The sequence below is a fragment of the Nitrosomonas supralitoralis genome (assembly GCF_003011925.2).
GTDB lineage: Bacteria > Pseudomonadota > Gammaproteobacteria > Burkholderiales > Nitrosomonadaceae > Nitrosomonas > Nitrosomonas supralitoralis.
The window spans coordinates 12,288-34,883 of sequence record NZ_PXXU01000011.1 but is presented as its reverse complement, the minus strand read 5'-3'; the positions used below and the strand labels follow the sequence as shown (position 1 = coordinate 34,883).

At 42.5% G+C, this 22,596-nt stretch carries 22 protein-coding genes and 1 pseudogene; 14 read left to right on the top strand and 9 right to left on the bottom strand.

Annotated elements, in window-relative coordinates; translation table 11 throughout:
* Nucleotides 1–914: 914 nt before the first annotated feature.
* From C7H79_RS05390 to C7H79_RS05375, 4 genes are all read left to right on the top strand, one after another.
* On the top strand, nt 915–1,649 hold the full coding sequence (locus C7H79_RS05390) for a TorF family putative porin (protein WP_106706268.1): 735 nt from the start codon (nt 915–917) through the stop codon (nt 1,647–1,649).
* Between the two features lie 131 nt (nt 1,650–1,780).
* On the top strand, nt 1,781–2,362 hold the full coding sequence (locus C7H79_RS05385; RefSeq protein ID WP_106706267.1) for an RNA polymerase sigma factor: 582 nt from the start codon (nt 1,781–1,783) through the stop codon (nt 2,360–2,362).
* 24 nt (nt 2,363–2,386) lie between these two features.
* Entirely contained in the window at nt 2,387–3,076 is a 690-nt protein-coding gene (locus C7H79_RS05380) for a zf-HC2 domain-containing protein (protein ID WP_242447157.1), read from the top strand.
* A gap of 12 nt (nt 3,077–3,088) precedes the next feature.
* Nucleotides 3,089–4,408: a S8 family peptidase gene (locus tag C7H79_RS05375; RefSeq protein ID WP_106706265.1), complete on the top strand. Its 1,320-nt coding sequence runs from the start codon at nt 3,089–3,091 to the stop codon at nt 4,406–4,408.
* 163 nt (nt 4,409–4,571) lie between these two features.
* On the opposite strand, the gene C7H79_RS05370 is transcribed toward C7H79_RS05375, so the two are convergent.
* The 9 genes from C7H79_RS05370 to C7H79_RS05330 all read right to left on the bottom strand — a co-directional run bounded on the left by C7H79_RS05370 (nt 4,572) and on the right by C7H79_RS05330 (nt 15,573).
* Entirely contained in the window at nt 4,572–5,831 is a 1,260-nt protein-coding gene (locus tag C7H79_RS05370) for a hypothetical protein (protein ID WP_106706264.1), read from the bottom strand.
* Between the two features lie 114 nt (nt 5,832–5,945).
* Entirely contained in the window at nt 5,946–6,710 is a 765-nt protein-coding gene (gene rsmA / locus C7H79_RS05365; protein ID WP_172592361.1) for a 16S rRNA (adenine(1518)-N(6)/adenine(1519)-N(6))-dimethyltransferase RsmA, read from the bottom strand.
* A complete protein-coding gene (gene pdxA, locus C7H79_RS05360) occupies nt 6,700–7,710 on the bottom strand; it encodes a 4-hydroxythreonine-4-phosphate dehydrogenase PdxA (protein ID WP_106706263.1) in 1,011 nt (336 codons plus the stop codon). Before pdxA ends, rsmA begins: the two co-directional genes overlap by 11 nt.
* Nucleotides 7,707–9,029, bottom strand: coding sequence for a peptidylprolyl isomerase (locus tag C7H79_RS05355; protein ID WP_106706262.1), 1,323 nt, complete (start codon nt 9,027–9,029; stop codon nt 7,707–7,709). The genes pdxA and C7H79_RS05355 overlap by 4 nt, the downstream gene beginning before the upstream one ends.
* 42 nt (nt 9,030–9,071) lie before the next feature.
* On the bottom strand, nt 9,072–11,267 hold the full coding sequence (locus C7H79_RS05350) for an LPS-assembly protein LptD (RefSeq protein ID WP_242447156.1): 2,196 nt from the start codon (nt 11,265–11,267) through the stop codon (nt 9,072–9,074).
* A 376-nt stretch (nt 11,268–11,643) separates the two neighbouring features.
* Entirely contained in the window at nt 11,644–13,107 is a 1,464-nt protein-coding gene (ubiD, locus tag C7H79_RS05345) for a 4-hydroxy-3-polyprenylbenzoate decarboxylase (RefSeq protein ID WP_106706260.1), read from the bottom strand.
* 9 nt (nt 13,108–13,116) lie between these two features.
* A complete protein-coding gene (gene ubiA / locus C7H79_RS05340; protein ID WP_106706259.1) occupies nt 13,117–13,986 on the bottom strand; it encodes a 4-hydroxybenzoate octaprenyltransferase in 870 nt (289 codons plus the stop codon).
* Complete coding sequence (locus C7H79_RS05335) at nt 13,983–14,525, bottom strand: chorismate--pyruvate lyase family protein (RefSeq protein ID WP_106706258.1); 543 nt, start codon at nt 14,523–14,525, stop codon at nt 13,983–13,985. Before C7H79_RS05335 ends, ubiA begins: the two co-directional genes overlap by 4 nt.
* A 307-nt stretch (nt 14,526–14,832) precedes the next feature.
* Nucleotides 14,833–15,573, bottom strand: a complete 741-nt coding sequence (locus tag C7H79_RS05330; protein WP_106706304.1) for a pteridine reductase — start codon at nt 15,571–15,573, stop codon at nt 14,833–14,835.
* A 71-nt stretch (nt 15,574–15,644) separates the two neighbouring features.
* Here C7H79_RS05330 and C7H79_RS05325 point away from each other — a divergent pair, with 71 nt between their 5' ends.
* The 10 genes and pseudogenes from C7H79_RS05325 to tatA all read left to right on the top strand — a co-directional run.
* Entirely contained in the window at nt 15,645–16,832 is a 1,188-nt protein-coding gene (locus tag C7H79_RS05325) for a class I SAM-dependent methyltransferase (protein WP_106706257.1), read from the top strand.
* Between the two features lie 237 nt (nt 16,833–17,069).
* The gene (hisC, locus tag C7H79_RS05320; protein ID WP_106706256.1) at nt 17,070–18,155 is read left to right on the top strand and encodes a histidinol-phosphate transaminase; all 1,086 of its coding nucleotides are present in this window, start codon (nt 17,070–17,072) and stop codon (nt 18,153–18,155) included.
* A gap of 40 nt (nt 18,156–18,195) precedes the next feature.
* Nucleotides 18,196–18,783, top strand: coding sequence for an imidazoleglycerol-phosphate dehydratase HisB (gene hisB, locus C7H79_RS05315; protein ID WP_106706255.1), 588 nt, complete (start codon nt 18,196–18,198; stop codon nt 18,781–18,783).
* Between the two features lie 26 nt (nt 18,784–18,809).
* A complete protein-coding gene (hisH, locus tag C7H79_RS05310) occupies nt 18,810–19,454 on the top strand; it encodes an imidazole glycerol phosphate synthase subunit HisH (RefSeq protein WP_106706254.1) in 645 nt (214 codons plus the stop codon).
* 54 nt (nt 19,455–19,508) lie between these two features.
* Nucleotides 19,509–20,264 (top strand): 1-(5-phosphoribosyl)-5-[(5-phosphoribosylamino)methylideneamino]imidazole-4-carboxamide isomerase, encoded by a 756-nt coding sequence (gene hisA, locus C7H79_RS05305; RefSeq protein WP_106706253.1) that lies wholly within the window; start codon nt 19,509–19,511, stop codon nt 20,262–20,264.
* Nucleotides 20,265–20,343: 79 nt separating this feature from the next.
* Nucleotides 20,344–21,117 carry an imidazole glycerol phosphate synthase subunit HisF gene (gene hisF / locus C7H79_RS05300; RefSeq protein ID WP_106706252.1) on the top strand — a complete coding sequence of 258 codons (774 nt, stop codon included), beginning with the start codon at nt 20,344–20,346 and terminating at the stop codon, nt 21,115–21,117.
* A gap of 52 nt (nt 21,118–21,169) precedes the next feature.
* Nucleotides 21,170–21,562: a phosphoribosyl-AMP cyclohydrolase gene (hisI, locus tag C7H79_RS05295; RefSeq protein WP_106706251.1), complete on the top strand. Its 393-nt coding sequence runs from the start codon at nt 21,170–21,172 to the stop codon at nt 21,560–21,562.
* Nucleotides 21,559–21,885: a phosphoribosyl-ATP diphosphatase gene (locus tag C7H79_RS05290; RefSeq protein ID WP_106706250.1), complete on the top strand. Its 327-nt coding sequence runs from the start codon at nt 21,559–21,561 to the stop codon at nt 21,883–21,885. The genes hisI and C7H79_RS05290 overlap by 4 nt, the downstream gene beginning before the upstream one ends.
* A 3-nt stretch (nt 21,886–21,888) precedes the next feature.
* Nucleotides 21,889–22,239, top strand: a complete 351-nt coding sequence (locus C7H79_RS05285) for a histidine triad nucleotide-binding protein (RefSeq protein ID WP_106706249.1) — start codon at nt 21,889–21,891, stop codon at nt 22,237–22,239.
* Between the two features lie 32 nt (nt 22,240–22,271).
* Nucleotides 22,272–22,430, top strand: a pseudogene (gene tatA, locus C7H79_RS19415) (Sec-independent protein translocase subunit TatA); the annotation flags it as partial.
* Nucleotides 22,431–22,596 lie beyond the last annotated feature (166 nt).

The following is a 22,596-nucleotide window of genomic DNA, read 5'->3' as shown; positions in this document are numbered from 1 at the left end:
TCAAAATCAAACAGTAATCTAAAAAACGTATCTTGCGCACAATCGATAGTATCCATCCCGTATAACGTCGAACAGCCATTCACATTGTCACCACAGTGCTCAGTAAAAATTTGATTGCTTAAAAATAACTGCGATTCATTGATAATAAATAACATAGCAATAATTATTAGCCGTAAAAATCGCAGAAAATATTCACTTTGTAGGCTTTAATCTTAAATTGCCTAGTCCTAGTTATTGATGTCCACGTACTTTACTTAACCTGTCCCCCCCAACCCTCGTTCGAATATGGTCATGGGCATCATCAGAAAAAATGATGTTACTGAGGTTGTTATTATGTAGAGCTTAATCATTCTTGCAATCTCCCAATATAAATATGCACTTAAAATGGATCTAGAAGATATAACAATCCCCCTTTAAACAACCAACCCAATTCCCTCTTTTTCGACAGTGTTTATTCTGTTTGAATTAAAAAGGTTCAAACGCAGCAAGAATTTCTCAACGCCATTCACTTATCTTATTGAGGCAAATAGATAATTTAAATTTATATTGCTCTTTTTGATATAGCCCGCATAAAAATCATATATGCTGTTGAAACATAAGATGGCAAAAAAACTAACAACATCTGGATGTCTAATAGAAAAATTAACACAACTCGCCTTTAGTAGAATACAAGGACTCATCCAATAATTTTTGAGGACCGAGCAGCCATCCGAATCAATCCTTAGTGCTTAGTGTTTAGCTAACAGGCCGTTGAAAAATTATCTGCGTTGCTGCTACGGTGTTAAAAACAGACTCAAAATGCTCATTTATTAAGCATGAACTGCACTTTTTCGCCTGTTTTTGCCTTGTATCAGCTGCCTCGAAAACGTTTTTCCACGGCCTGCTAAGGACGAATCAAGTCAAATAACATACCAATGCGCTTAATTCGTTTAAACAACATTATTTATGGGTTACTGTCATGCCTTACTTATTCGCTGGACTGTTATGCGCAATTAAGCGGAAGCATTACGGGAACAACAGATTATTTCTGGCGCGGTTATTCAAAGAGCGATGGAAAACCAGCAGCACATGCCAATATTGATTATGAACTTAAATCGGGTATATACCTGGGCGCTTATGCTTCAACCGTCAATTTTGCTGACACTGGATTCGAGAATCGTTCTAATCTGGAATTCCGTCCTTATGTAGGTTGGGCTTATAAGTTATCTGATGATTGGCGATTCAATGCTGAATGGACGCGCTATATCTTTAGCGGAAAAATATTTGATCAAAAGGTTGACTATAACGAATTTTATATTTCCAGTCATTTCCGAGACTTGCTGACCGCCAATTTCTTTATTTCTGAAAACAGCTATCAACAAAATCATATGGCATTCGGTTATGAGTTTACCGCGCGCTACCCAATTACTAATTCGATCCAGATATCGAGTTCATTGGGCTACAATAATCAGAAGCAAATATTGGAGTACAATTATCTTTACTGGAGTGCCGGATTAACTTGGCATTTCGCCCGCAACATAGGTGTCGATGTGCGTTATTACGGGGCCACACATACTGCGATCAGAAATTATGGATATGCATCACACTGGGAGTTTCATCCTCAAGCTGTCAATGATCGTGTATTATTCTCCTTTACCGTAGGGTATTAATTTTTTTTTAAAATTACATATATCAATGAACCTTTCATTGAATACAAGAAATATACAGGCAAATTTTAGATAATGCAGAACCAGTACGATAAATTTAATAGGCAGCGATATGCAGAAGCGCCTGACTTAAAATGATTCAGAAATCCTTTAGCTCGCAAGAACAACAGGCTAAGGAACGTCATTTGATTGCAGAAGCCGCAGCTGGCAATGGAAAAGCGTTTGAACAACTGTATCAGCTATATTTTAATCGGCTATATCAGTTTATTTTCCATATTAACAGGCATCATGATTGTATTGAAGAAATCATCAATGATGTGATGTATGTAGTTTGGGAAAAAGCCGGCACATATGATCAAACATGCCGGCCGTCGACATGGATTTTAGGTATCGCCTATTTAAAATCATTAAAAAGTGCCAAACAAAGTACAAAAAGAGAAGATCAATCAGTTGAATTTAATGATGAATTGGATTACTTCCCTGATCGGGGTTCGCATTGGGTTTCTCAATTAGAAGATAGTAATTGGCTTGAAGTTGCGCTCGAAAAATTATCGACAGAACAACGCGCCGTTGTGGAAATGACATATTTTCAAGGATTACACTACAGTGAAATTTCAGAAATTATGCAATGTCCCGAGAATACAGTAAAAACCAGAATGTTTCATGCGCGTAAAATTTTAGCTAAATTTTTTCTAGAGCTTAATAACAGAGGTTAACGGATGTTGTCTACACAGATCAAAATGACCAATCAAAGTGAACATCAAAAAATATGGGATCTTTTACCTTGGTATATAAATCAATCCTTAGGCCCTGTTGAGCACGCGATTGTAAAAAATCATATTAAAACTTGCATCACGTGCAGAATTGAATTAAATCAGCAAGAGCAAGTATTTAAGGAGATACAACAGGCCGATCTTTTACAACAAGTATCACAAGCTTCATTTGCCCAGTTAAAAAAACGGATTGAAACGCAACCTGAACTTTGCTCTGAGAAACAATATACTGCGCCAAAAAGCGATCTTATATTTTTCCCATTCCAAATTCGATTCCTTGGTTTTGTAAAATACACTGCTTTGGCCGCCAGCTTACTTTTGTTAGCTTCTCCATTTTTGCTGCATTCATTGTTTGTTCAACCTGAAATGGCAGGTTCATACAGAACGCTAGCGGCCGCAACTGAGAGTACCGATAATACAAGCAATATCGTACGAATTGTTTTTGCAGACCACCCTGATACTGAGCAAATTGATGTTATAGTGAATAGTGTTTCAGGGCATATTGTTAAAGGCCCATCTCCCAATGGCGTTTACGAAGTGCAAATTGGTAATCATCAAACAGATTCTCAGCAGGTGAATGATGCAATTTTACGTTTGCGTGATCATTCCTCCGTTATTTTTGCTGAGTTGGCTCAAGGACTATCTGTTTCGGAATAGGATCATGCGTCGATGTTAAGTAATCACATAAAAATTTTTCTGAGTATTGCCTTATTGTTGATGGCAATGAGTATTGCTTTCCCGGGCAAGGCCGGTCTGGATATATTTATTGATCCTGAATTTTATGATAGCAATCAATCAAATCGCATCATATTAGTGACTTACACTGACATGAATATCAATAGCATCCCCATTGGCATGGCCAATCTGGCATATCGCCAAAGAGGTGAATATAACAGTTCGACCTGGAGCAAACGAATAGCCTCCAATATCAGGGATGAATATAAATTAAAAATTCTTACTCAATGGTCCATCAGTGAAATTGGCGAACACTGTGTTGTATATGCGGTTGGTGAAGATCAATCAATCGATGATGTCATTAATGCATTAATACAGGACCAACGCGTTAGTGATGTTCAAATAATGAGCACGTTTCAAGTCATGGCAAACGGATACACTGATCCGTATTATCGCCTGCAAACCAATATTCAATCGATGAATATCAATGAAATACACAAACGAACTACAGGCAAGGATGTAACAATCGCAATCATTGATACCGGTGTTGATACTAGGCATCCTGATTTAGAAGGTCAAATTCAGCATAGTAAGAATTTTGTCGCACAAAAATCACAGGAACACTCCAGCGAACTTCATGGAACGGCAGTTGCCGGCGTTATAGCAGCTAAAGCAAATAATGGTGAAGGCATCGTCGGCATTGCACCGGATAGCAACATAATCGCACTCAAAGCTTGCTGGGAAGTTAAGGCAGGCAGCTTAGAAGCAATTTGCAATAGCTTTACATTAGCACTGGCGATCAACAAAGCCATTGAAATGCAAGCCGATATTCTCAATTTGAGTTTAACTGGCCCCTATGATCCCCTCTTGGCCAGATTGATAGAAAAAGCCGTTCAGCATGGCATTATTATTGTTGCTTCGAAAGCTGATAAAGATGATGAAGAATCGGGCTTCCCGGCTCAGCAACCAGGTGTCATTGGCGTTAGCAGCATTAACAACACCAATAGTATCATTCAATCGTTATACGAAGATCACCTGCTGACCGTATACGCACCCGGTGAGGAAATCTTAACGACTTTACCCAAAGGTACTTATGATTTTGTATCGGGCAATTCTTTAGCAACAGCGCATGTTTCCGGCCTAACTGCCTTGCTATTACAATTAAGGCGTGATTTAACTAATCATCAGCTTTTCAATCTATTAGTAAAAGCAAACGAACCGAGTTTTCATAAGTTATTCAGGAATCGACAGTTAAATAATGCAATTAAACTCACGTTAAGATCTGAAAAGCAAAACAAAAGCCGATTTAATTAGTTTCTGTTTTGTGGGCAGAGTTAATCAATTACAACTCGCACCAAAACTTCTATCCGTCAATTTAAATCGGATTGCGGAATAACAAGAAACTTCTAGAAAATTGAACTTGGCGATAGCATCAATCCTGGTTCTCCAGAAACAAGCTTACCAAGATTCCCCATTATTACTCTCTGATCTTGATATTTACAGGTGCACTGCGCTGAATTGGGGTGTCGATTCTCCGATTTAAGCCCAATACTGTGATGCGTTGTGCAGTGTTGAAACTGGGTACACCATCACTGTCCCGCAAAATGGATGACACTTTGTATTCTAAGCTGCTTGAATCCGGGTCAAAACGGATATCGTGCAACCAGATGCCAGCTCGTTGCACCTGCTGATGCTCACACTCATATGAGAGATCCCAACCAGTCAGCAGTGGCACAGCATAGTCAAAAGATAAATCGTTGATCCGAAAAGTCTGGGTGCGAACAACGCCATCTACATTTTTACTGCAGGTGGCTGTTTTTCCTGCACGAGGATTCAATGCCAGAAAATCTGCGCGCAATTTGACGCTATTGCCTAGAATCATAGCAGTACGCGTTCTGATTCGGTATGTGCGAGTGCCGTTGTCTTTAAAAACGGTCTGTGTGGCCCAATGTAGGCTACCATCCAAACTTGGAGTTGTACTGGATTGAGAAAGATTGTAGGCCAACTGCAGCAAGCGATAATCCGTACGATCCGCCCACTTACAAGGAGGGAATCCCAATTCACATTCAAACGCATTATCGAACTGAAAATCAAACCCGCGCGGAATAATTGCAATTGCAGCATTTCCTTTTAGCGTACCTCTGCTTGCAGTGTTTTCCAGCGTAGCGAGCGCACCTTGATTCTTATTCTGCAACGCTGCAGCTTCAATTCCGTTGTAATCACCCTCAATCACAGCATCAAATAAAACTGAGCGATAGCCGAAAGCGGTATAGAACACACAGAATTCATAGGCATCTTTGCGATTCTGATCGCTTAGCTTACCTTGCGCTTCAAATACTAAAAAAGTCGAACCCTCATTTTTAACTATCTTACTGTGTGTAATGTCTGCGCTCATCGTATTGACTTCGCGATCGCCATGCAGAAAACGCATATCCCAACCATTCAATATCACTGTGCCGCTATCCACGTAATTAGGTAGTTCAATCCATTGCAGCACGGTGGCAGCCTCTGAGCCACTGTCACGCTGAGTGCATTTATTTCCTTCAATCAAAATAAATTTACCTTCATCCTCAAAAACCGTTCTTCCCTCCGACTTGAAGGTCAATTGTTCAAAGGATGTCGGAATCCTTACTTTGTCCGCTGCATTGATCGTTTTCTGTTCCAAGGATTTGCTGGCGCAGGCAGAAAGCAAGAATAGAATGGATAGGGCAAGTAACAGAGATCCATAGCGAATCATTCATTCTCTCCAGAAATTAGTAACGTCAACTCATTAACAAATACTTGCCCAATTCTCTTTTGCAAAAAACTATTGCTGCTAGAATAACAAAATAAGCTGGGCTGCCGGAATAAATCAGGTTAAAAAATTGGCAATTGCAACAAACTTATCCACTGATAAATTTTCAGCACGTAACCCAGAATCAATTTCCAGTGCGCTGAAATCCTCCGCAGTCAAGAATTGCTGCAGAGTATTGCGCAAGGTTTTTCGGCGCTGAGAAAATGCTGTTAATACAATTCGAGAAAATAATGCTTCATCAATAGCCATCAGTGACGATGCAGGTCGAGGAATCATGCGCACAATAGCCGATTCAACCTTCGGTTGAGGACGGAAGGATTCTGCTGGTACCTCAAACACATATTCCATATCGAATCGATACTGCAACATCACGGAAAGACGTCCGTAATCGGATGTTGCCGGTACTCCCACCATACGTTCGACCACTTCTTTCTGCAACATAAAGTGCATGTCCATAATATGTTCAGAAAATTGGCTCAGGTGAAACAATAACGGCGTAGAGATGTTATAAGGCAGATTGCCGATAATTCGTAGCTGACTGCCCAGCATAGAAAAATCAAACCTCATTGCATCGGCAGTATGAATTGTCAGCTTCTCACATGGAAATTCATTTTTTAGTTTATCTACAATGTCACGATCAATTTCAACCACATCCAAATGATCTATTACTTGCAGCAGAGGCCGTGTTAGCGCACCCAACCCTGGTCCTATTTCAATGATGCGGTCGTCTTTCTGCGGATAAAATTCAGTGATAATCTGCGCAATAATATGCTGATCGACAAGAAAATTCTGACCAAAACGTTTGCGAGGATTATGTCGCATGATGATGAAAAGATACTTGGTTGGTAGCGAGTTGGGCTGCCATGTCAATGGCTGCCAATAGGCTCCCAGCATTTGCCTGTCCGGTTGCAGCTAGTTCCAGAGCTGTACCATGATCAACTGAGGTTCGGATAATCGGCAGTCCTAAGGTGATATTTACACCACCACCAAAACTGGCATGCTTGAGAACAGGTAAACCTTGATCGTGGTACATGGCGAAAATACAATCATAATGCTTGAGTTGCGCAGGACTGAACAGCGTATCCGCGGGAACAGGCCCGGCTAATTGCATACCTTCAGCTCGTAGTTTATTCAACACGGGAATAATGATATCAATTTCTTCACGTCCCAGATGACCGGATTCGCCTGCATGCGGATTAAGTCCCGCAACTGCAATGCGTGGATTTTCTAGCATGAAACGGGTAATTAAATCATGCTGAATAATGCGTAATTTGCTTTCGATGGTGTCTGCTGTGATCGCCGCTGCCACATCCTTGAGCGGTAAATGAGTAGTCGCCAGGGTAACACGCATATTTCCACCCGCTAGCATCATAACAACAGAACAATGCATCAATTCCGACAAATATTCCGTATGACCGGTAAAGGAAAATCCGGCATCACTAATCACCCCTTTATGTACCGGCGCAGTCACCATACCGTTGAATTGCCCTGATTTACAAACTTCAACGGCTCGATCCAACGTAGTTAAAACATATTGTGCATTCAGCGGATTGAGTTTTCCCGGCTGTACCGGCTCTGCAACTGGAACATGTAAAATCTGCAAACTGCCCGCAGTATGCTGAGCTGGTGAGATCGCAGGACCTTCAATTAGATTTAAGGGAAGTCTGAGTTGTCTTGCACGTGCCAGTAATACATCGCCATCCGCAATCACTACCAGCTTGCATGACAATGGCTGCTGTGCGATCTGTATGCATACATCAGGTCCGATTCCTGCTGGCTCGCCCGGTGTCAGAACCAATGCCGGTATGAATTTTTGGTTCATAACTCCTGATCCAGACGATATTCCACATAGGCTTGATCGCGCAATTGCTGCAACCAATCTTGTATAACCACATCGGCCTTGCGAGTCCGTATCGCTTGACGCGCAGACTGTCTGCGTCGATCAAGACTGATATCCTGAGTACGACGTTCCATAACTTGAATTAAGTGCCAACCAAATTGAGATCTTACCGGATCACTGATTTCACCAGGTAACAGAGCATTCATCACGCGCTCAAAATCAGGCACGGTATCACCGGGCGATAGCCAACCGAGATCGCCGCCAGATGATGCACTGGCATCCTCGGAATACAGCCTGGCAACTTCTTCAAAACTCTCTCCTCTATCCAGTCGTTCCTTAAGTGCAAGAATTCTCAGTTTCCCATCGCTTTCAGAAGTCAATTCATTAATTTTTATCAATATATGGCGTGCATGCGTCTGATCTATAATGACTGTCGGAGTTTCTTGAGTGCGTCTGCCCAGTAATTTGAAGATATGAAAACCGTTCGGGCTTTGCACGATTGATGTTATATCATTTGGTTGCAGTGCTTCTAGTATTTGAGCAAAGGTCGGCCCCATTTGAGAAATGGGGCGCCACTCAATGATGCCCCCATTCTTTGCATCGGCTGCATCGGAAAATTCTGCAACTACTTGTGCAAATTCAACACCTTCTTTAAGCTTTATCAATGCCATTTCAGCGCGCTCGGCTCTTTGCTGGATCTGATCTGAAGTCATATTCTCCGGTACCAGGATTAAAATATGCGCGAGACGATATTCATCATCGCCCTCCGCCGAGGCTTCCTGAGTTTGCAGAAAATTATCAACTTCTCCTTCTGTAACATTGACTTGATGTTTTACTTCCCGCTCTTTAAGTCGCGCTATTATCATTTCTTCCCGGATTTCTTCTCGAAACTTGTTATAGCTGATACCGTCACTTTCCAACACAGCATGAAATTCAGACAAGGTCAATTTATTATCTTCGGCGATCCGATGAATAGTCTCATCCAATTCATTTTCGGCGACTGACAAGCCGACTTCCTGTGCATGTTGAATTTGTATACGTTTGGTGATAGCAGCCTCCAACACCTGCTCCTCTAAAGTATGCTGATCAGGTATTTGCATACCTTGCTGCTGCATTCGACCGATCGCTGTTTTTACAGCCTCATCAAGTTCATGTCGGGTAATGACATCTTCATTCACAACAGCAACTATGTGATTAATCGGCTTAGCTTCCGGAACAAAAGCCAATTCTTGTGCGGCAATATGAGCTGGTATGAGAATGATCAGTATCAGAAAAATCCAGAAATTGTTTCTTTGAAGCATAGAATGACGATACGTGATGGATGCGATATTTAAGTCCAATGATCAGTGAATGCTGGTATATCCAGGAATTGTTCCCTGTAATACTTGCAGCGGGTTGTTACCAATCCCCATCAATCCTTTAAGCTCCAGTTGCAGAAAAAACGCTGTAGTCGTTGTTTGTGTCGCAGTCGTCAAGCGTTGCAGTACAACCCTTAAAGCCCAGCAGCAAGAGTTGTATTCAAGTCCCGCCAGGCCTGCCAGAATTTTATCGTCATTTAATGAGTAATTAACCCGTGATACACCACGCAAATTTCCATAAATAGGCCACTGCACCGATGTATCGACTTGCTGAAGTACATCACGCGTAAAACGATAGCCAAAGTTCAGTACTTTTCCAGGCTCCGGCTGATAGCTGACACCGCTGCGAACCTTTTCAATCACCCCTATGGATTGATCCATTTGCACATTGGAATCCGTGCTGATATGCTGTGTCAAACGACCTGATATTGCAGCAATAAAATCCGCATTTCCACTGGTCACCTGTGGTGGCAGTAACTGAATTCTGGGATCAGTAAAATTCATCAGTTGACCGACAGCCAATCGCAAAAACTCGACTCCTGTCTCTTTATCAACAAAACGTGATGTGAGTGCGCCCACAGCACGGTTAGCATCATTAATGCGATCGCCACCACTGAACTTGTTCTCGGTCAACATCTGCGCAAAGCTGAAGTCATTGACTGCTGAATCAAAATTCGGCAAAAAACCTTGATTCCGATACGGTACATAAACATAAAAAAAACGTGGTTCAAGCGTCTGAACTATACTCCTGTCACCCCAGTTGAATTGACGATCAAATGCGATTCCACTATCCAAACTCACAATAGGAACCGTGCGATCCACATTTTCTCCTTTAGCATCCACTGGTGCAGTTAGATTGTAATTCGTGTAATGCAAGCCAAATTTGGGCGTGATATACCCATATTCATTTCGTAGTGGCGTACTGACACTGGGGTAAAGAATAGTACGATTTCCGTCAACAAGCGTCGGATGAAAAAAATTCGTCCAGCTACTCTGCAATTCAAAATCAAATTTACCGACATTATACTTAGCTGCATTCACAGCAAAATGAGGCAGTCTTTCGTAAGGCGACACAATTAATGCAAAAGGATCCTGAATCGTCTGAAAACGTTGCGCAAATCCGGTGAAATTCAATACGCCATCCGTTCCCAATCTGCCGTTGTAGTTAACTCCTCCCTGTTGTGACAAGTTAACCAAACTGGTCTGTGCTAAATTGGGGGTTAGCTCACGAAAATAACGATCATCTGAAACCGCGTTATAATTCAAGAAACCCTGCCAACCTTTCCCAATATTTTGCGTGTGCGTATATAAAACGCCCCAGCGTGTTCGATTTCTTTCGATATCCTGCGGCAAGATGTCAAATAACAAATGTCCGTTCATTTGGTTATTGCCAATATATCTAAATTCATTACTCAGCAGAAAACCACGCTGAGTCATAATCCGTGGTGTTATGGTGGCATCAATATTCGGCGCAATATTCAAATAAACCGGCAAACCTACATCAAAGCCCGTTCTAACGTTATAGCCCGCAACCGGGGTCAGCAACCCCGTTTTACGTTGACCGCTATAAGAGAAATCTAACCAGGGCGAATACAGGATCGGAACATCTTTAAACACCACACTGACATGCCGTGCAGTACCCACCTCTTTTTTATTATCAATTTCCACTTCCTTGGCGCGCAGATACCAGTCATGATTACCTTCTGGACAAGCAGTGTAATTGGTATCTTTTATCCGGTAATTATCTTTACCCTCGAACAGCAAAATATCACCTGCCCCGCGCCCCTTCCCTTCTTTCACCGAGTAACGCGGTTCGGTTAAATGGCCTATCTCGGTTTTCAGATTAATCTCAAGCTGTTCGCCTTGCAAAATATCTTTGGGTCGTTCCAGACGCACATTACCTTCAGCTTCCGCATCTTCGGTTTGCTGATAATATTTCATCCGTTCAGCGGTGAGCACTTTATCGCCGTGATGCAATACCACATCTCCAGTCGCTTCGATTTCCTGCTTGTAATAGCCGGTAATTTTATCTGCTTCAATCAGTACCGGTTTTTTCTGCGGCTTTATGATCGGATTCTGCTCACTATTTGACTTGAGGGCGGATGATTCATTACTCCAGCTGGTCAGCGGTAAGTTAAGCAAGATTAGAAAAAATATGCTTTGCGCAATTCGTATCATCATTCTGCAACTAGTTCAGGAAATTCGGGTGGAATTGATTCAATTGCTCGTTTTTCCTTTTGTCTTGATTGATTCGCCAGAATCATCTTAATATTTAGCGAAAATGGTTATTCGAATTACTGGCCATTGTACTATTTCTTTTAACCGGTAATCCATCAAAAAACAGAATAATAATTCAGCAAGATAGCCAAATCGCCATTATCGTGTACGAAACACCAAATAAACCACGCCCCACCATGCACAGCAGAGCTTGCAAATAATCCAACTTCAACGGTTCTTTCAAATTACAGTAGCAAAAATGCCACAAAACCTGTCAATGCAATAATTTTCTGAATAATTATGAATTACTTGCCAAATAGCATGGCGTTCTCATAGATGCTCAAATTCCCAATTCTTGCCAAATCATATCGATTCGTTTCTTGACTGCATCATCCATCATAATGGGTGTGCCCCACTCCCGGTTCGTCTCACCTGGAAATTTATTCGTTGCATCCAGCCCCATCTTGCCTCCCAATCCCGACATCGGACTGGCAAAATCCAGATAATCTATCGGAGTATTCTCAACCAGCAAAGTATCGCGCACCGGATCGACACGAGTGGTAATCGCCCATATCACTTCTTTCCAGTCACGCACATTGATGTCGTCGTCGGTAACAATAATGAATTTGGTATACATAAACTGACGCAGAAAGCTCCAGATGCCGAACATCACACGCTTGCTATGTCCTGCATATTGCTTTTTCATACTGACTACCGCCATGCGATACGAGCATCCCTCGGGAGGCAAGTAAAAATCGGTAATTTCCGGAAACTGCTTTTGCAGTAGCGGCACGAATACCTCATTCAATGCTACGCCGAGTATCGCAGGTTCATCGGGTGGTTTTCCGGTATACGTGGAGTGATAGATCGGATTGCGTCGCATCGTGATGCGATCGATAGTAAATACCGGAAAAGTTTCCTGCTCGTTATAGTAACCCGTGTGGTCGCCGTAAGGACCTTCCAATGCGGTTTCACCGGGATGAATCGCTCCTTCCAGCACAATTTCTGCAGTAGCCGGCACCTGTAGGGTATTGCCAATACATTTGATCACTTCCGTTTTAGCGCCGCGCAATAAGCCAGCAAACTGGTATTCGCTCAAAGTATCCGGTACTGGGGTTACCGCACCTAAAATAGTCGCCGGATCAGCGCCTAAGGCAACTGCCAGTGGATAGGGTTTATCTGGGTACAGCATGCTGAATTCACGAAAATCCAGTGCCCCTCCTCGATGCGTTAACCAACGCATAATGACTTTATTGCGAGCAATGACCTGCTGACGGTAAATACCCAAATTTTGTCGTGTCTTGTTCGGTCCCCGGGTCACCGTCAGACCCCAGGTAATCAGCGGCGCGACATCGCCCGGCCAACAGGTTTGAATCGGTATTCGACTCAGATCGACATCATTACCCTCCCACACAACTTCCTGGCATGGCGCGCTGCTTAATTCTTTTGGCGCCATGTTCAGCACTTGTTTCAGTACCGGCAATTTATCCCAGGCATCTTTCAATCCTTTAGGTGGATCAGGTTCTTTTAAGTAGGCTAATAACTTACCCACTTCCCGCAACGCCTCGACTGATTCCTGCCCCATGCCGAGCGCAACCCGTTTCGGTGTTCCGAATAAATTGCCCAATACCGGCATACTATATCCTTTGGGATGCTCAAAGAGCACCGCCGGTCCTTGCTTTTTCAGGATACGGTCACAGATTTCCGTCATTTCCAACATGGGATCAATTTCCGTTTGCACACGTTTCAGTTCTCCCATCACTTCCAGTTGCGTCATAAAATCGCGCAAATCTTTATATTGCATGAAAAATCCTTAATGCTGAAAAATCAAGTAATCGAGTGCAATCCCGGCAAACACCACCATACCCACCCAGTTATTGTGCAAAAATGCCTTAAAACACAATGCTCGCTCGCGGTTACGAATCAATGTGTACTGATATGCGATCAGCCCCGCTGCAACCAGCAACCCAGCGTAATATGCCAGATTCATCTGTTGCCACTGACCGATCCCAATCATAATCACGATAAAACAAACATGGCATACCATCACACCCAGCACATCAAACTGACCCCAAGTAATCGCCGAAGTCTTGATGCCGATTTTCAGATCATCCGGCTTATCGACCATAGCATATGCCGTGTCATAAGCAATTACCCAGAACAGATTAGCCAGCATCAAAATTCCAGTCACTGGAGGTAAGCTATCCGTTTGCGCCGCAAATGCCATCGGAATACCAAAACTGAATGCGATTCCCAAATAAGCCTGTGGCATTGAAAAAAAGCGTTTCGTAAAGGGATATGTTCCGGCCAGAAAAAGTGCAGGCACAGATAGCAGAATGGTCAATTGATTTAAAGGCAAAACCAGTAAGAATGCGCACAAACTCAAACCCGTCGCCAGCAGCAAAGCCTCTTTAGAACTAACTCGGCCAGCCGCCATCGGGCGATTCTTGGTACGTTCGACATGCGGGTCGATTTCGCGGTCAGCAAAATCGTTGATAACACAACCTGCCGAGCGCATCAGCACTGTACCCAAAACAAAAATAAGCAAAATATGCCAATCGGGTAATCCCTTTGCCGCAAACCATAGCCCCCAAAGCATCGGCCACAACAGCAGCAAAATTCCAATTGGCTTGTCGAGTCGCATCAATTGCGCGTAAGTTTTAATTCGATCAGCAATATTCACAATGTTAAATCCAAAATAGCCGGCAAAAAAACCTCAGTTACTAAAATCGACTGCCCATGCAACGTAAACAAAGAACGCCTCGCCCATAGATTATGGGGTTTAACTGACAAACGCGCACAAGCCCGATCATACAAAAAATGACCGCGGCTTATTTTCTTAAATTCCAGCGGTGTGCGCTTGATTTTAGGATTAGTAAATAACACCGTCCCCAAAGACTTATTACCCAAACCACTCAACCCTCGCCATGCGCCACGAAGATCCTTATGTGCTACCACCGAATGTGCAAATACCACTGGCGTATCACCACAGTAAAGATACACTTCTCGCACCAGTGCCAGTTCACTGGCACGCAATCCCATTACTCTCTGTTCATCCTCATAAATCCTGCTGAGCGACTGAAAAACACGTTTGACACAGAACTTCGCACAACAATTCTGGATACGGCGCGTTAAAGAACCGCGATCCTGCAGCCAGAACCGGTGATGTTGAGAAACAGATATCAGTGCAGCATGCCATGCCAGTGGATGGTCTTTATTCATTATGGCTAGGCAAGTAAGTAAAATAATTGCATGATGAGTAATTATGTACTGAAATCAGGCAAAATTGCTCTAAGAATTGTGGGAACGGGATTATACAATAGTCTCAATGCTATAATGGCATAACCCATTAAAACCTTTGAGGCTGATCAACTCATTAAGAACTGAAGTATTAACATCCAACATATTAATTGTTATTTAAACGATAATTGAAATAACTCGCTTGAGTTATCTAATCTGAGAGCAGATTTCAGTACTGCGATAGAAATATCCATGATTGACCAATTCAACTTACATGTCATCTCATATACTATAGGTGGAGGCTACGACCGCCATCCACTGCAATAATTTGACCGGTGATATAAGGTGCATCGGCAATTAAAAACTGTACGGTTTTGGCAATATCTTCCGGTTCCCCACAGCGTTTCAGCAAGGTGCCAGCAATTATATGCTGGCGCGCCGCTTCATCCGCCCATTCGCCGTCTTGTGGCCATAAAATCGGTCCCGGTGAAACACCATTGACGCGCACTTCGGGTGCCATTTCTACCGCCAGTGATTTGGTCAATGCTAACAATCCACCTTTGGCAGCGTTATAAATCACATAATTCTTCAACGGTCGTTCAGCGTGAATATCCACAATATTCACGACACAGCCCAGCTGCTCTTTCAAATATGGCGCTATTGCCTGAGTCAAGAAAAGAGGTGCCTGAAGATTACTGCCTATGAGATCATTCCAATCTTCCAATGTGCATTGAGGCAGCAGGGTTGGGAAAAAGCTTGAAGCATTGTTAATCAATACATCCAACTGTCCAAAGCGGTCGACTGCTTTTCTCACCAATTCGGAAAGATATGCAATATCCAACAAATCGGCCTGCACCAGAGCTACCGAATCAGCGCGCTTTTGATTCAATTCATCGTGCAATATCTTGGCTTCATCGAATGAAGACCGATAGTGCACAATCAACCTTGCTCCCTGTGCATGTAACCTGCGACAGATAGCCGCGCCTACCCGTTTCGCTCCCCCGGTAACCAATATCACTTTCCCTTGCACACTCATCTCCCTCAAAGTACTGCTACACTATTTCCTTTTGCAATTTACCATAAACAAACTTACAGTTACTTATGTCTTTATATACCACCTTCCCTTCCCCCGGTGAAAGCGCACTGGCTCACAGTCACTCAGTATTGACGATGATCAGAGAACAGATCCTTGCTTCAGGTGAATGGATTTCCTTTGAACAATATATGAATCTGGCGCTGTATGCACCTGGGCTTGGTTACTACAGCAGTGGCGCGACTAAATTTGGCAGCGCCGGGGATTTTGTCACCGCTCCAGAAATTTCTTCACTCTTTGGTCGTACACTGGCATTGCAGCTATTACAAATCTCTCAACATCTTAAACATACTGATATTCTTGAGGTAGGTGCGGGATCAGGTAAGCTAGCACTCGATATATTGACCGAACTGGAAAGAACCGCTGAATTACCGGAAAAATATTTGATTCTGGAAGTAAGCGCCGAGCTGCGCCAACGACAACAGACGCTTCTTGCTAGCAGAATACCTCACCTCATGCAACGTGTGGAATGGCTGGAGCAGTTACCCGATCAATTTAGCGGCATTATTCTTGCCAATGAAGTGTTGGATGCAATGCCAGTACATTTGGTCGCATGGCATGATGACGCCATCTTCGAACGTGGCGTGACCTGGCATAACAATCAATTTTCCTGGCAGGATCGTAGCATACAAGACACTGATCTTTATGAGATTACCAATCAGATGACACCCCAAATTAATCCAGACAATCATTCAAACTTTGAATATGTCAGCGAATTTAGCCTTTCGGCTACCGGATTTATTCGAAGCCTGGCAAGCATTCTTCACCAAGGAGTCATTCTATTGATCGACTATGGATTTGGATGTAATGAATACTATCATCCGCAGCGCAGCCAAGGCACATTAATGTGCCATTATCGCCATCACGCCCATGACAATCCATTTTATCTTCCCGGTCTACAAGATATCACCAGTCACGTTGATTTCAGTGCAATCACTCGTGCCGCAAGCGATAGTGGCCTTACACTTCTGGGTTATACGACCCAAGCCTTTTTTCTGATTAATTCTGGAATTACCAAAATACTGGCACAAACATCCGCCACAGATACTGCTCGCTACTTGCCACAATCCAATCAATTACAGAAACTGGTCAACCCTGCCGAAATGGGCGAATTATTCAAAGTTATCGCTTTCGGAAAAAAATTTACAGAACCCCTTATCGGGTTTAATACCGGAGATATGAGCCGCCTATTATAAAAAATTCTAAAAATTAATGTGTGCTGTCAATAATGGAGTTCATGCTATTAAGCAGCGGCTAGATTTGTATATAGTATCACTGCGTAAATTCTGCTGGTGACAGATAACCCGGTCTGACTATGCAACTTTGAATTCTTCGAAAATCGGCATATCTCACTCTCTGCATTTCACGCGTACAAGCAGATTATCAGCGATAATTTGAGTCATGGCTGATAGATTGAGTTAAAATAAGTACCCATGAGTAATTCACATCTTCCCGAACATATTATCCGACCGGAAATTCTTGCACTTTCCGCTTATCATGTTCCGCCGGCTGCGGGCATGATTAAATTGGATGCCATGGAAAATCCTTACTCTTTGTCACCGGAGCTGCGTGACGAAATTGCACAATTGACAGCAAATGCACCCATTAATCGATATCCCGATGCCAGTGCGGCTGCGCTTAAAGAAAAATTACGCCAGACGCTGGCAATTTCCGATGACATCGATATTCTGCTCGGCAACGGTTCGGATGAAATCATTCAAATTATCGCAATGGCGGTCGCAAAACCCGGTGCGGTAATAATCGGTGTGGAACCTTCATTTGTGATGTTCCGGATGATCGCCACGTTTGCGAACATTCAATATGTTGGAATACCTTTAACACAGGATTTCTCATTGAATCTGGATGTCATGTTGGCTGCAATTGTTAAACACAAACCTGCTGTCATTTTTCTGGCTTACCCCAATAATCCAACAGGAAATCTATTTGATCGCGCAGAGATCTTAAGCATAATACAGGCTACTTCTGGCATTGTTATCATTGATGAGGCCTATCAGGCTTTTGCGGATGCAAGCTTTATCAACGAGTTAGATCAATTTCCCAATCTATTATTAATGCGTACGTTATCCAAATCAGGATTGGCTGGATTAAGATTAGGATTTTTACTTGGAAGATCTGAGTGGCTGATACAACTGGAAAAGATGCGTTTACCGTATAATATTGGCATAATGACGCAAATAATTGCTGAGAAAGTATTGCACCATACTTCAGTTTTATCAAAACAAGCGGACGCCATCAAATCAGAACGCACAAAAATGAGTACATTTCTTGCCACAATAGATAATATTAAAGTATATCCTTCGAAGGCCAATTTTATTTTGTTTCGAATCCATGCAGCCGCTCAGATTTTTCAAGCGCTGAAACAACACAAAATATTAATCAAAAATTTAGACGGCACTCACCCTTTATTAGAAAACTGCTTACGTGTAACTATTGGTACACCTGATGAAAACTCTCAGTTTTGTTCAACATTACAAACCATACTGAGTAAAACAGTTTAAAATAAAGTTTAAATTCGTTATCTTATTCTAAGATCTTCCTATGCGTCGGGCACAAGTCATTCGTAACACACTAGAAACTCAGATTAGCATTAATCTGAACTTGGATGGAGCAGGTAAATCTGTTCTTGAAACAGGAGTACCCTTTCTCGATCACATGCTGGATCAGATAGCTCGTCACGGCATGATCGACCTGGAAGCGGTTGCTAAAGGTGATTTACATATTGATGCACATCACACCGTCGAAGATATCGGTATTACTTTTGGCCAGGCATTGACAAAAGCGGTAGGAGACAAAAAAGGATTGCGCCGCTATGGTCATGCCTATGTTCCACTTGATGAGGCATTAACACGTGTTGTTATAGACTTATCCGGTCGACCAGGCTTAGTATTCAATATTGATTTTACCCGTGCACGCATTGGCGATTTTGATGTCGATCTAATTCATGAGTTTTTCCAGGGACTTGTGAATCATGCCTTGATAACGTTGCATATTGACAATATATCCGGAAGAAATGCACATCACCAGGCTGAAACAACATTTAAGGCGTTCGGACGGGCTTTACGTATGGCAATTGAGCTTGATCCTGCAGCAGCCGGAATTATCCCATCCACCAAAGGCACTTTGTAAGCTACTTTGTTAAACTAGATCATTATATGATTGATATCGCAATTGTAGATTATGGAATGGGAAACTTGCGTTCCGTTCACAAAGCATTAGAGCATGTTGCGCCTTCTTTATCGATTGCAGTAACCGGTGATCCGGATATCGTGCGGAAAGCGAAACGTGTCGTAGTACCAGGACAAGGCTCAATGCGTAATTGCATTCATGAGCTTGAAGATCGCGGGATACGGGAGGCCGTAATAGAGGCCGCCAGTCATAAACCCTATCTCGGTATTTGTCTCGGCTTACAGATGCTGTTTGAAGAAAGCGAGGAAGGAAATGTCAAGAGCTTAAACATTCTACCGGGGAAAGTAGTACACTTCCCTGCCACAGCCATGACAACGCCAAATGGACAAAAATTAAAAGTACCTCACATGGGATGGAATCAAGTTTATCAGACCATTAAGCATCCGCTATGGGAAGGCATCGCAGAAGATGCTCGCTTTTACTTTGTACACAGTTATTATGTCGAAACTCCTGCTGGAGCATCAATCGCCGCTCAAAGCCATTATCCTTTTCCATTTACCTGTGCCATTGCACAGGATAATATTTTCGCAGTACAGTTTCATCCAGAAAAAAGTCAATCAGCAGGATTAACACTATTAAGCAATTTTACCAAATGGACACCGAATTTCTGAAATCAAATCGTAGTAAACTGATTTTTTTAATCAACTATTAACTCTGATTAAGCTATGCTCATTATTCCTGCAATAGATCTTAAAGATGGCCACTGTGTCCGACTGAAGCAAGGGGTTATGGAAGATGCAACGGTATTTTCCAAAGAACCCGGAGAAATGGCTGCACATTGGTTAAACCAAGGCGCACGTAGACTTCATCTTGTCGATTTAAACGGTGCATTCGCCGGCAAACCAAGAAATGAAGTAGCAATACGTGAGATTGTTCAATCTCTCGATGCTCAGATACCTATTCAGTTAGGAGGTGGCATTCGCGATCTTGATACAATCGAACGTTATCTCGATAATGGTATTTCCTATATTATTATTGGTACTGCAGCCATTAAAATACCTGGTTTTTTGCAAGATGCCTGTAACGCGTTCCCGGGACAGATTATGGCTGGATTGGACGCAAAAGACGGCAAGGTAGCGGTTGATGGATGGTCCAAAATTACCGGTCATGACGTCATTGATCTTGCAAAAAAATTCGAAGGTTATGGGGTAGAAGCAATTATTTACACGGATATCGGCAGGGACGGCATGCTCAATGGCATAAACATTGAGGCAACCATCGAGTTAGCCAGGGAACTCACTATACCGGTCATTGCTAGCGGCGGCATCACCAATATAAGTGATGTTCAAAAGCTGTGCGAAATCGAATCTGAAGGTATTATCGGAGCCATTACCGGACGTGCCATCTATGAAGGTTCTTTGAATTTCAAGGAAGCTCAATCATTGGCCGATAAACTGAGTAAAGAGAACGGCATTTCATAAAAGATCTCTTCTTTTCTCTTCTTTTGAAAATTAATACCCCACATTCTTCTTCCTTACTTACAATCTGCTTTCTATACTGATGAGTCTCGCAAAACGCATTATTCCTTGTTTGGATGTAACGAATGGACGTGTGGTTAAAGGCATTAATTTCGTTGAACTGCGTGATGCAGGTGATCCAGTGGAGATTTCTCGCCGCTATGATGAGCAAGGAGCCGATGAACTCACATTTCTAGATATTACAGCCAGCTCAGATAATCGTGATCTAATTCTGCACATAATTGAAGATGTAGCCACGCAAGTTTTTATTCCCTTGACTGTTGGCGGTGGCGTACGTCAAGTTGAAGATGTGCGGCGGTTACTCAATGCAGGCGCTGATAAAGTAAGCATTAATACATCCGCGGTTCTAAATCCACAACTGGTAGCTGATGCAACCAAACATTATGGTTCTCAATGTATTGTTGTAGCAATTGACGCAAAACAAGTTAATTTGCCAGACAATCCTCCACGCTGGGAAGTATTTACCCATGGAGGACGCAAAGCGACAGGAATTGATGCTGTTGAGTGGGCAATGAAAATGCAATCTCTTGGTGCCGGTGAAATTTTACTAACCAGTATGAATAATGATGGTACACGTAACGGTTTTGATCTTGCTTTAACCCGTGCAGTATCTGATGCTATCAATATACCGGTAATCGCCAGCGGTGGCGTTGGCAATCTGGATCATTTGGTCGATGGCATTCTACAGGGGCATGCAGATGCCGTTTTGGCGGCCAGTATTTTTCATTATGGCGAATTTACCGTACAGCAAGCAAAACAATATATGGCACAGCACGGCATTGAAGTACGGTTATAATGTTAAAATCATAGCGAGCTGATAATTTTAACTTTATAAGTGTTGCCATTTTATGCCTTCTGATATTTGGCTGAGCAGAATCAACTGGTCTGCGGACGGATTAATACCAGTTATTGCGCAAGAGGCGGATAGCGGCACCATCCTTATGGTTGCATGGATGAATCGAGATGCGCTTAAGCTGACGGTAGAAAAAGGTGAAGCAGTCTACTGGTCACGTTCACGCAAAAAACTCTGGCACAAGGGTGAAGAGTCTGGTCACATTCAGAAAATAAGAGATATTTTTCTTGATTGTGACGAAGATGTATTACTTCTTGTCGTAGAACAAATCGGTGGAATTGCTTGTCATACGGGAAGGCACAGCTGCTTTTTCCAGAAATTAGAAAACAATGCTTGGGTTTCCACCGGGTCTATTATTAAAGATCCTGAGAAAATTTACCATAAATGACTGATGTAACCATTCTTCACCGCTTGGCTCAAATTATTGAATCTCGCAAATCAGCTGAAGCAAACAGTTCTTATGTTGCAAAGCTGTTTCATGGCGGACAGGATAAAATACTCAAGAAAATTGCTGAAGAATCTGCTGAAACTATCATGGCTTCTAAGGATGGCAATACCGATCAAATTATTTATGAAACTGCAGATTTATGGTTTCATTGCTTGGTACTACTCGCTTTTCACGAAATCTCACCCGAAGATGTATTAAAAGAATTGGAAAGACGTGAAGGCGTTTCAGGAATACAGGAAAAAGCCTCAAGAACATCGGACTAAATTATGGATAATTGTATTTTCTGCAAAATTGCAAAAAGAGAAATACCTTCCAACGAAATCTACGAAGATGAAGATATTCTTGCCTTTAATGACATTAACCCTGCTGCTCCTATACATTTTTTATTGATTCCAAAAATGCACATAGATTCACTTACTGATGCTCAAGACATTCATCAGAGCTTGCTTGGAAAGATGCTATTATTAGCCCCGCAACTTGCAAAAAAACAGGGATGTGAGAATGGTTTCCGTACTATCATTAATACCGGGCCTGCAGGTGGGCAAGAAATTTTTCATCTACATTTCCATATCATCGGTGGCCGGGACCGTTTGCCTGGAATGATTAACCCAGGTTAAACCAGTTCCATTCTATTTAATAGGAGGAAGTAATGGGTACATTTAGCATTTGGCATTGGATTATTGTACTGGCTATTGTCGTTTTGGTATTCGGAACAAAAAAGCTACGTAATCTGGGCAGTGATTTGGGAAGTGCTTTGAAAGGCTTCAAAGAAGGCATGAAAGAATCAGAAACAGAGAGTCCTGCTGCATCTACCAATCAATCAGCTCTTGAAGTTACCACCAATAAAGATGCCACTCCCAATACCGTCAAAGATAGCAAATCAGCCGCCGAGTTTGGAGGAAATGCATCACAACCAACCGGTATCAAAGGTCAGGCTGAAGATGCAGAATTCAAGGAGAAAACTCAAACCAAGA

Bases quoted from the DNA above. Each gene is read 5' to 3' on its own strand.
- C7H79_RS05380 (WP_242447157.1), top strand. From the start codon at position 2,387: ATGACCAATCAAAGTGAACATCAAAAAATATGGGATCTTTTACCTTGG.
- C7H79_RS05290 (WP_106706250.1), top strand. From the start codon at position 21,559: ATGACTGATGTAACCATTCTTCACCGCTTGGCTCAAATTATTGAATCT.
- hisH (WP_106706254.1), top strand. From the start codon at position 18,810: ATGATTGATATCGCAATTGTAGATTATGGAATGGGAAACTTGCGTTCC.
- C7H79_RS05375 (WP_106706265.1), top strand. From the start codon at position 3,089: ATGTTAAGTAATCACATAAAAATTTTTCTGAGTATTGCCTTATTGTTG.
- hisB (WP_106706255.1), top strand. From the start codon at position 18,196: ATGCGTCGGGCACAAGTCATTCGTAACACACTAGAAACTCAGATTAGC.
- C7H79_RS05285 (WP_106706249.1), top strand. From the start codon at position 21,889: ATGGATAATTGTATTTTCTGCAAAATTGCAAAAAGAGAAATACCTTCC.
- C7H79_RS05355 (WP_106706262.1), bottom strand. From the start codon at position 9,029: ATGCTTCAAAGAAACAATTTCTGGATTTTTCTGATACTGATCATTCTC.
- hisI (WP_106706251.1), top strand. From the start codon at position 21,170: ATGCCTTCTGATATTTGGCTGAGCAGAATCAACTGGTCTGCGGACGGA.
- hisC (WP_106706256.1), top strand. From the start codon at position 17,070: ATGAGTAATTCACATCTTCCCGAACATATTATCCGACCGGAAATTCTT.
- C7H79_RS05370 (WP_106706264.1), bottom strand. From the start codon at position 5,831: ATGATTCGCTATGGATCTCTGTTACTTGCCCTATCCATTCTATTCTTG.
- C7H79_RS05350 (WP_242447156.1), bottom strand. From the start codon at position 11,267: ATGATGATACGAATTGCGCAAAGCATATTTTTTCTAATCTTGCTTAAC.
- rsmA (WP_172592361.1), bottom strand. From the start codon at position 6,710: ATGCGACATAATCCTCGCAAACGTTTTGGTCAGAATTTTCTTGTCGAT.
- C7H79_RS05325 (WP_106706257.1), top strand. From the start codon at position 15,645: ATGTCTTTATATACCACCTTCCCTTCCCCCGGTGAAAGCGCACTGGCT.
- pdxA (WP_106706263.1), bottom strand. From the start codon at position 7,710: ATGAACCAAAAATTCATACCGGCATTGGTTCTGACACCGGGCGAGCCA.
- ubiD (WP_106706260.1), bottom strand. From the start codon at position 13,107: ATGCAATATAAAGATTTGCGCGATTTTATGACGCAACTGGAAGTGATG.
- C7H79_RS05390 (WP_106706268.1), top strand. From the start codon at position 915: ATGCGCTTAATTCGTTTAAACAACATTATTTATGGGTTACTGTCATGC.
- C7H79_RS05385 (WP_106706267.1), top strand. From the start codon at position 1,781: ATGATTCAGAAATCCTTTAGCTCGCAAGAACAACAGGCTAAGGAACGT.
- hisA (WP_106706253.1), top strand. From the start codon at position 19,509: ATGCTCATTATTCCTGCAATAGATCTTAAAGATGGCCACTGTGTCCGA.
- hisF (WP_106706252.1), top strand. From the start codon at position 20,344: ATGAGTCTCGCAAAACGCATTATTCCTTGTTTGGATGTAACGAATGGA.
- C7H79_RS05335 (WP_106706258.1), bottom strand. From the start codon at position 14,525: ATGAATAAAGACCATCCACTGGCATGGCATGCTGCACTGATATCTGTT.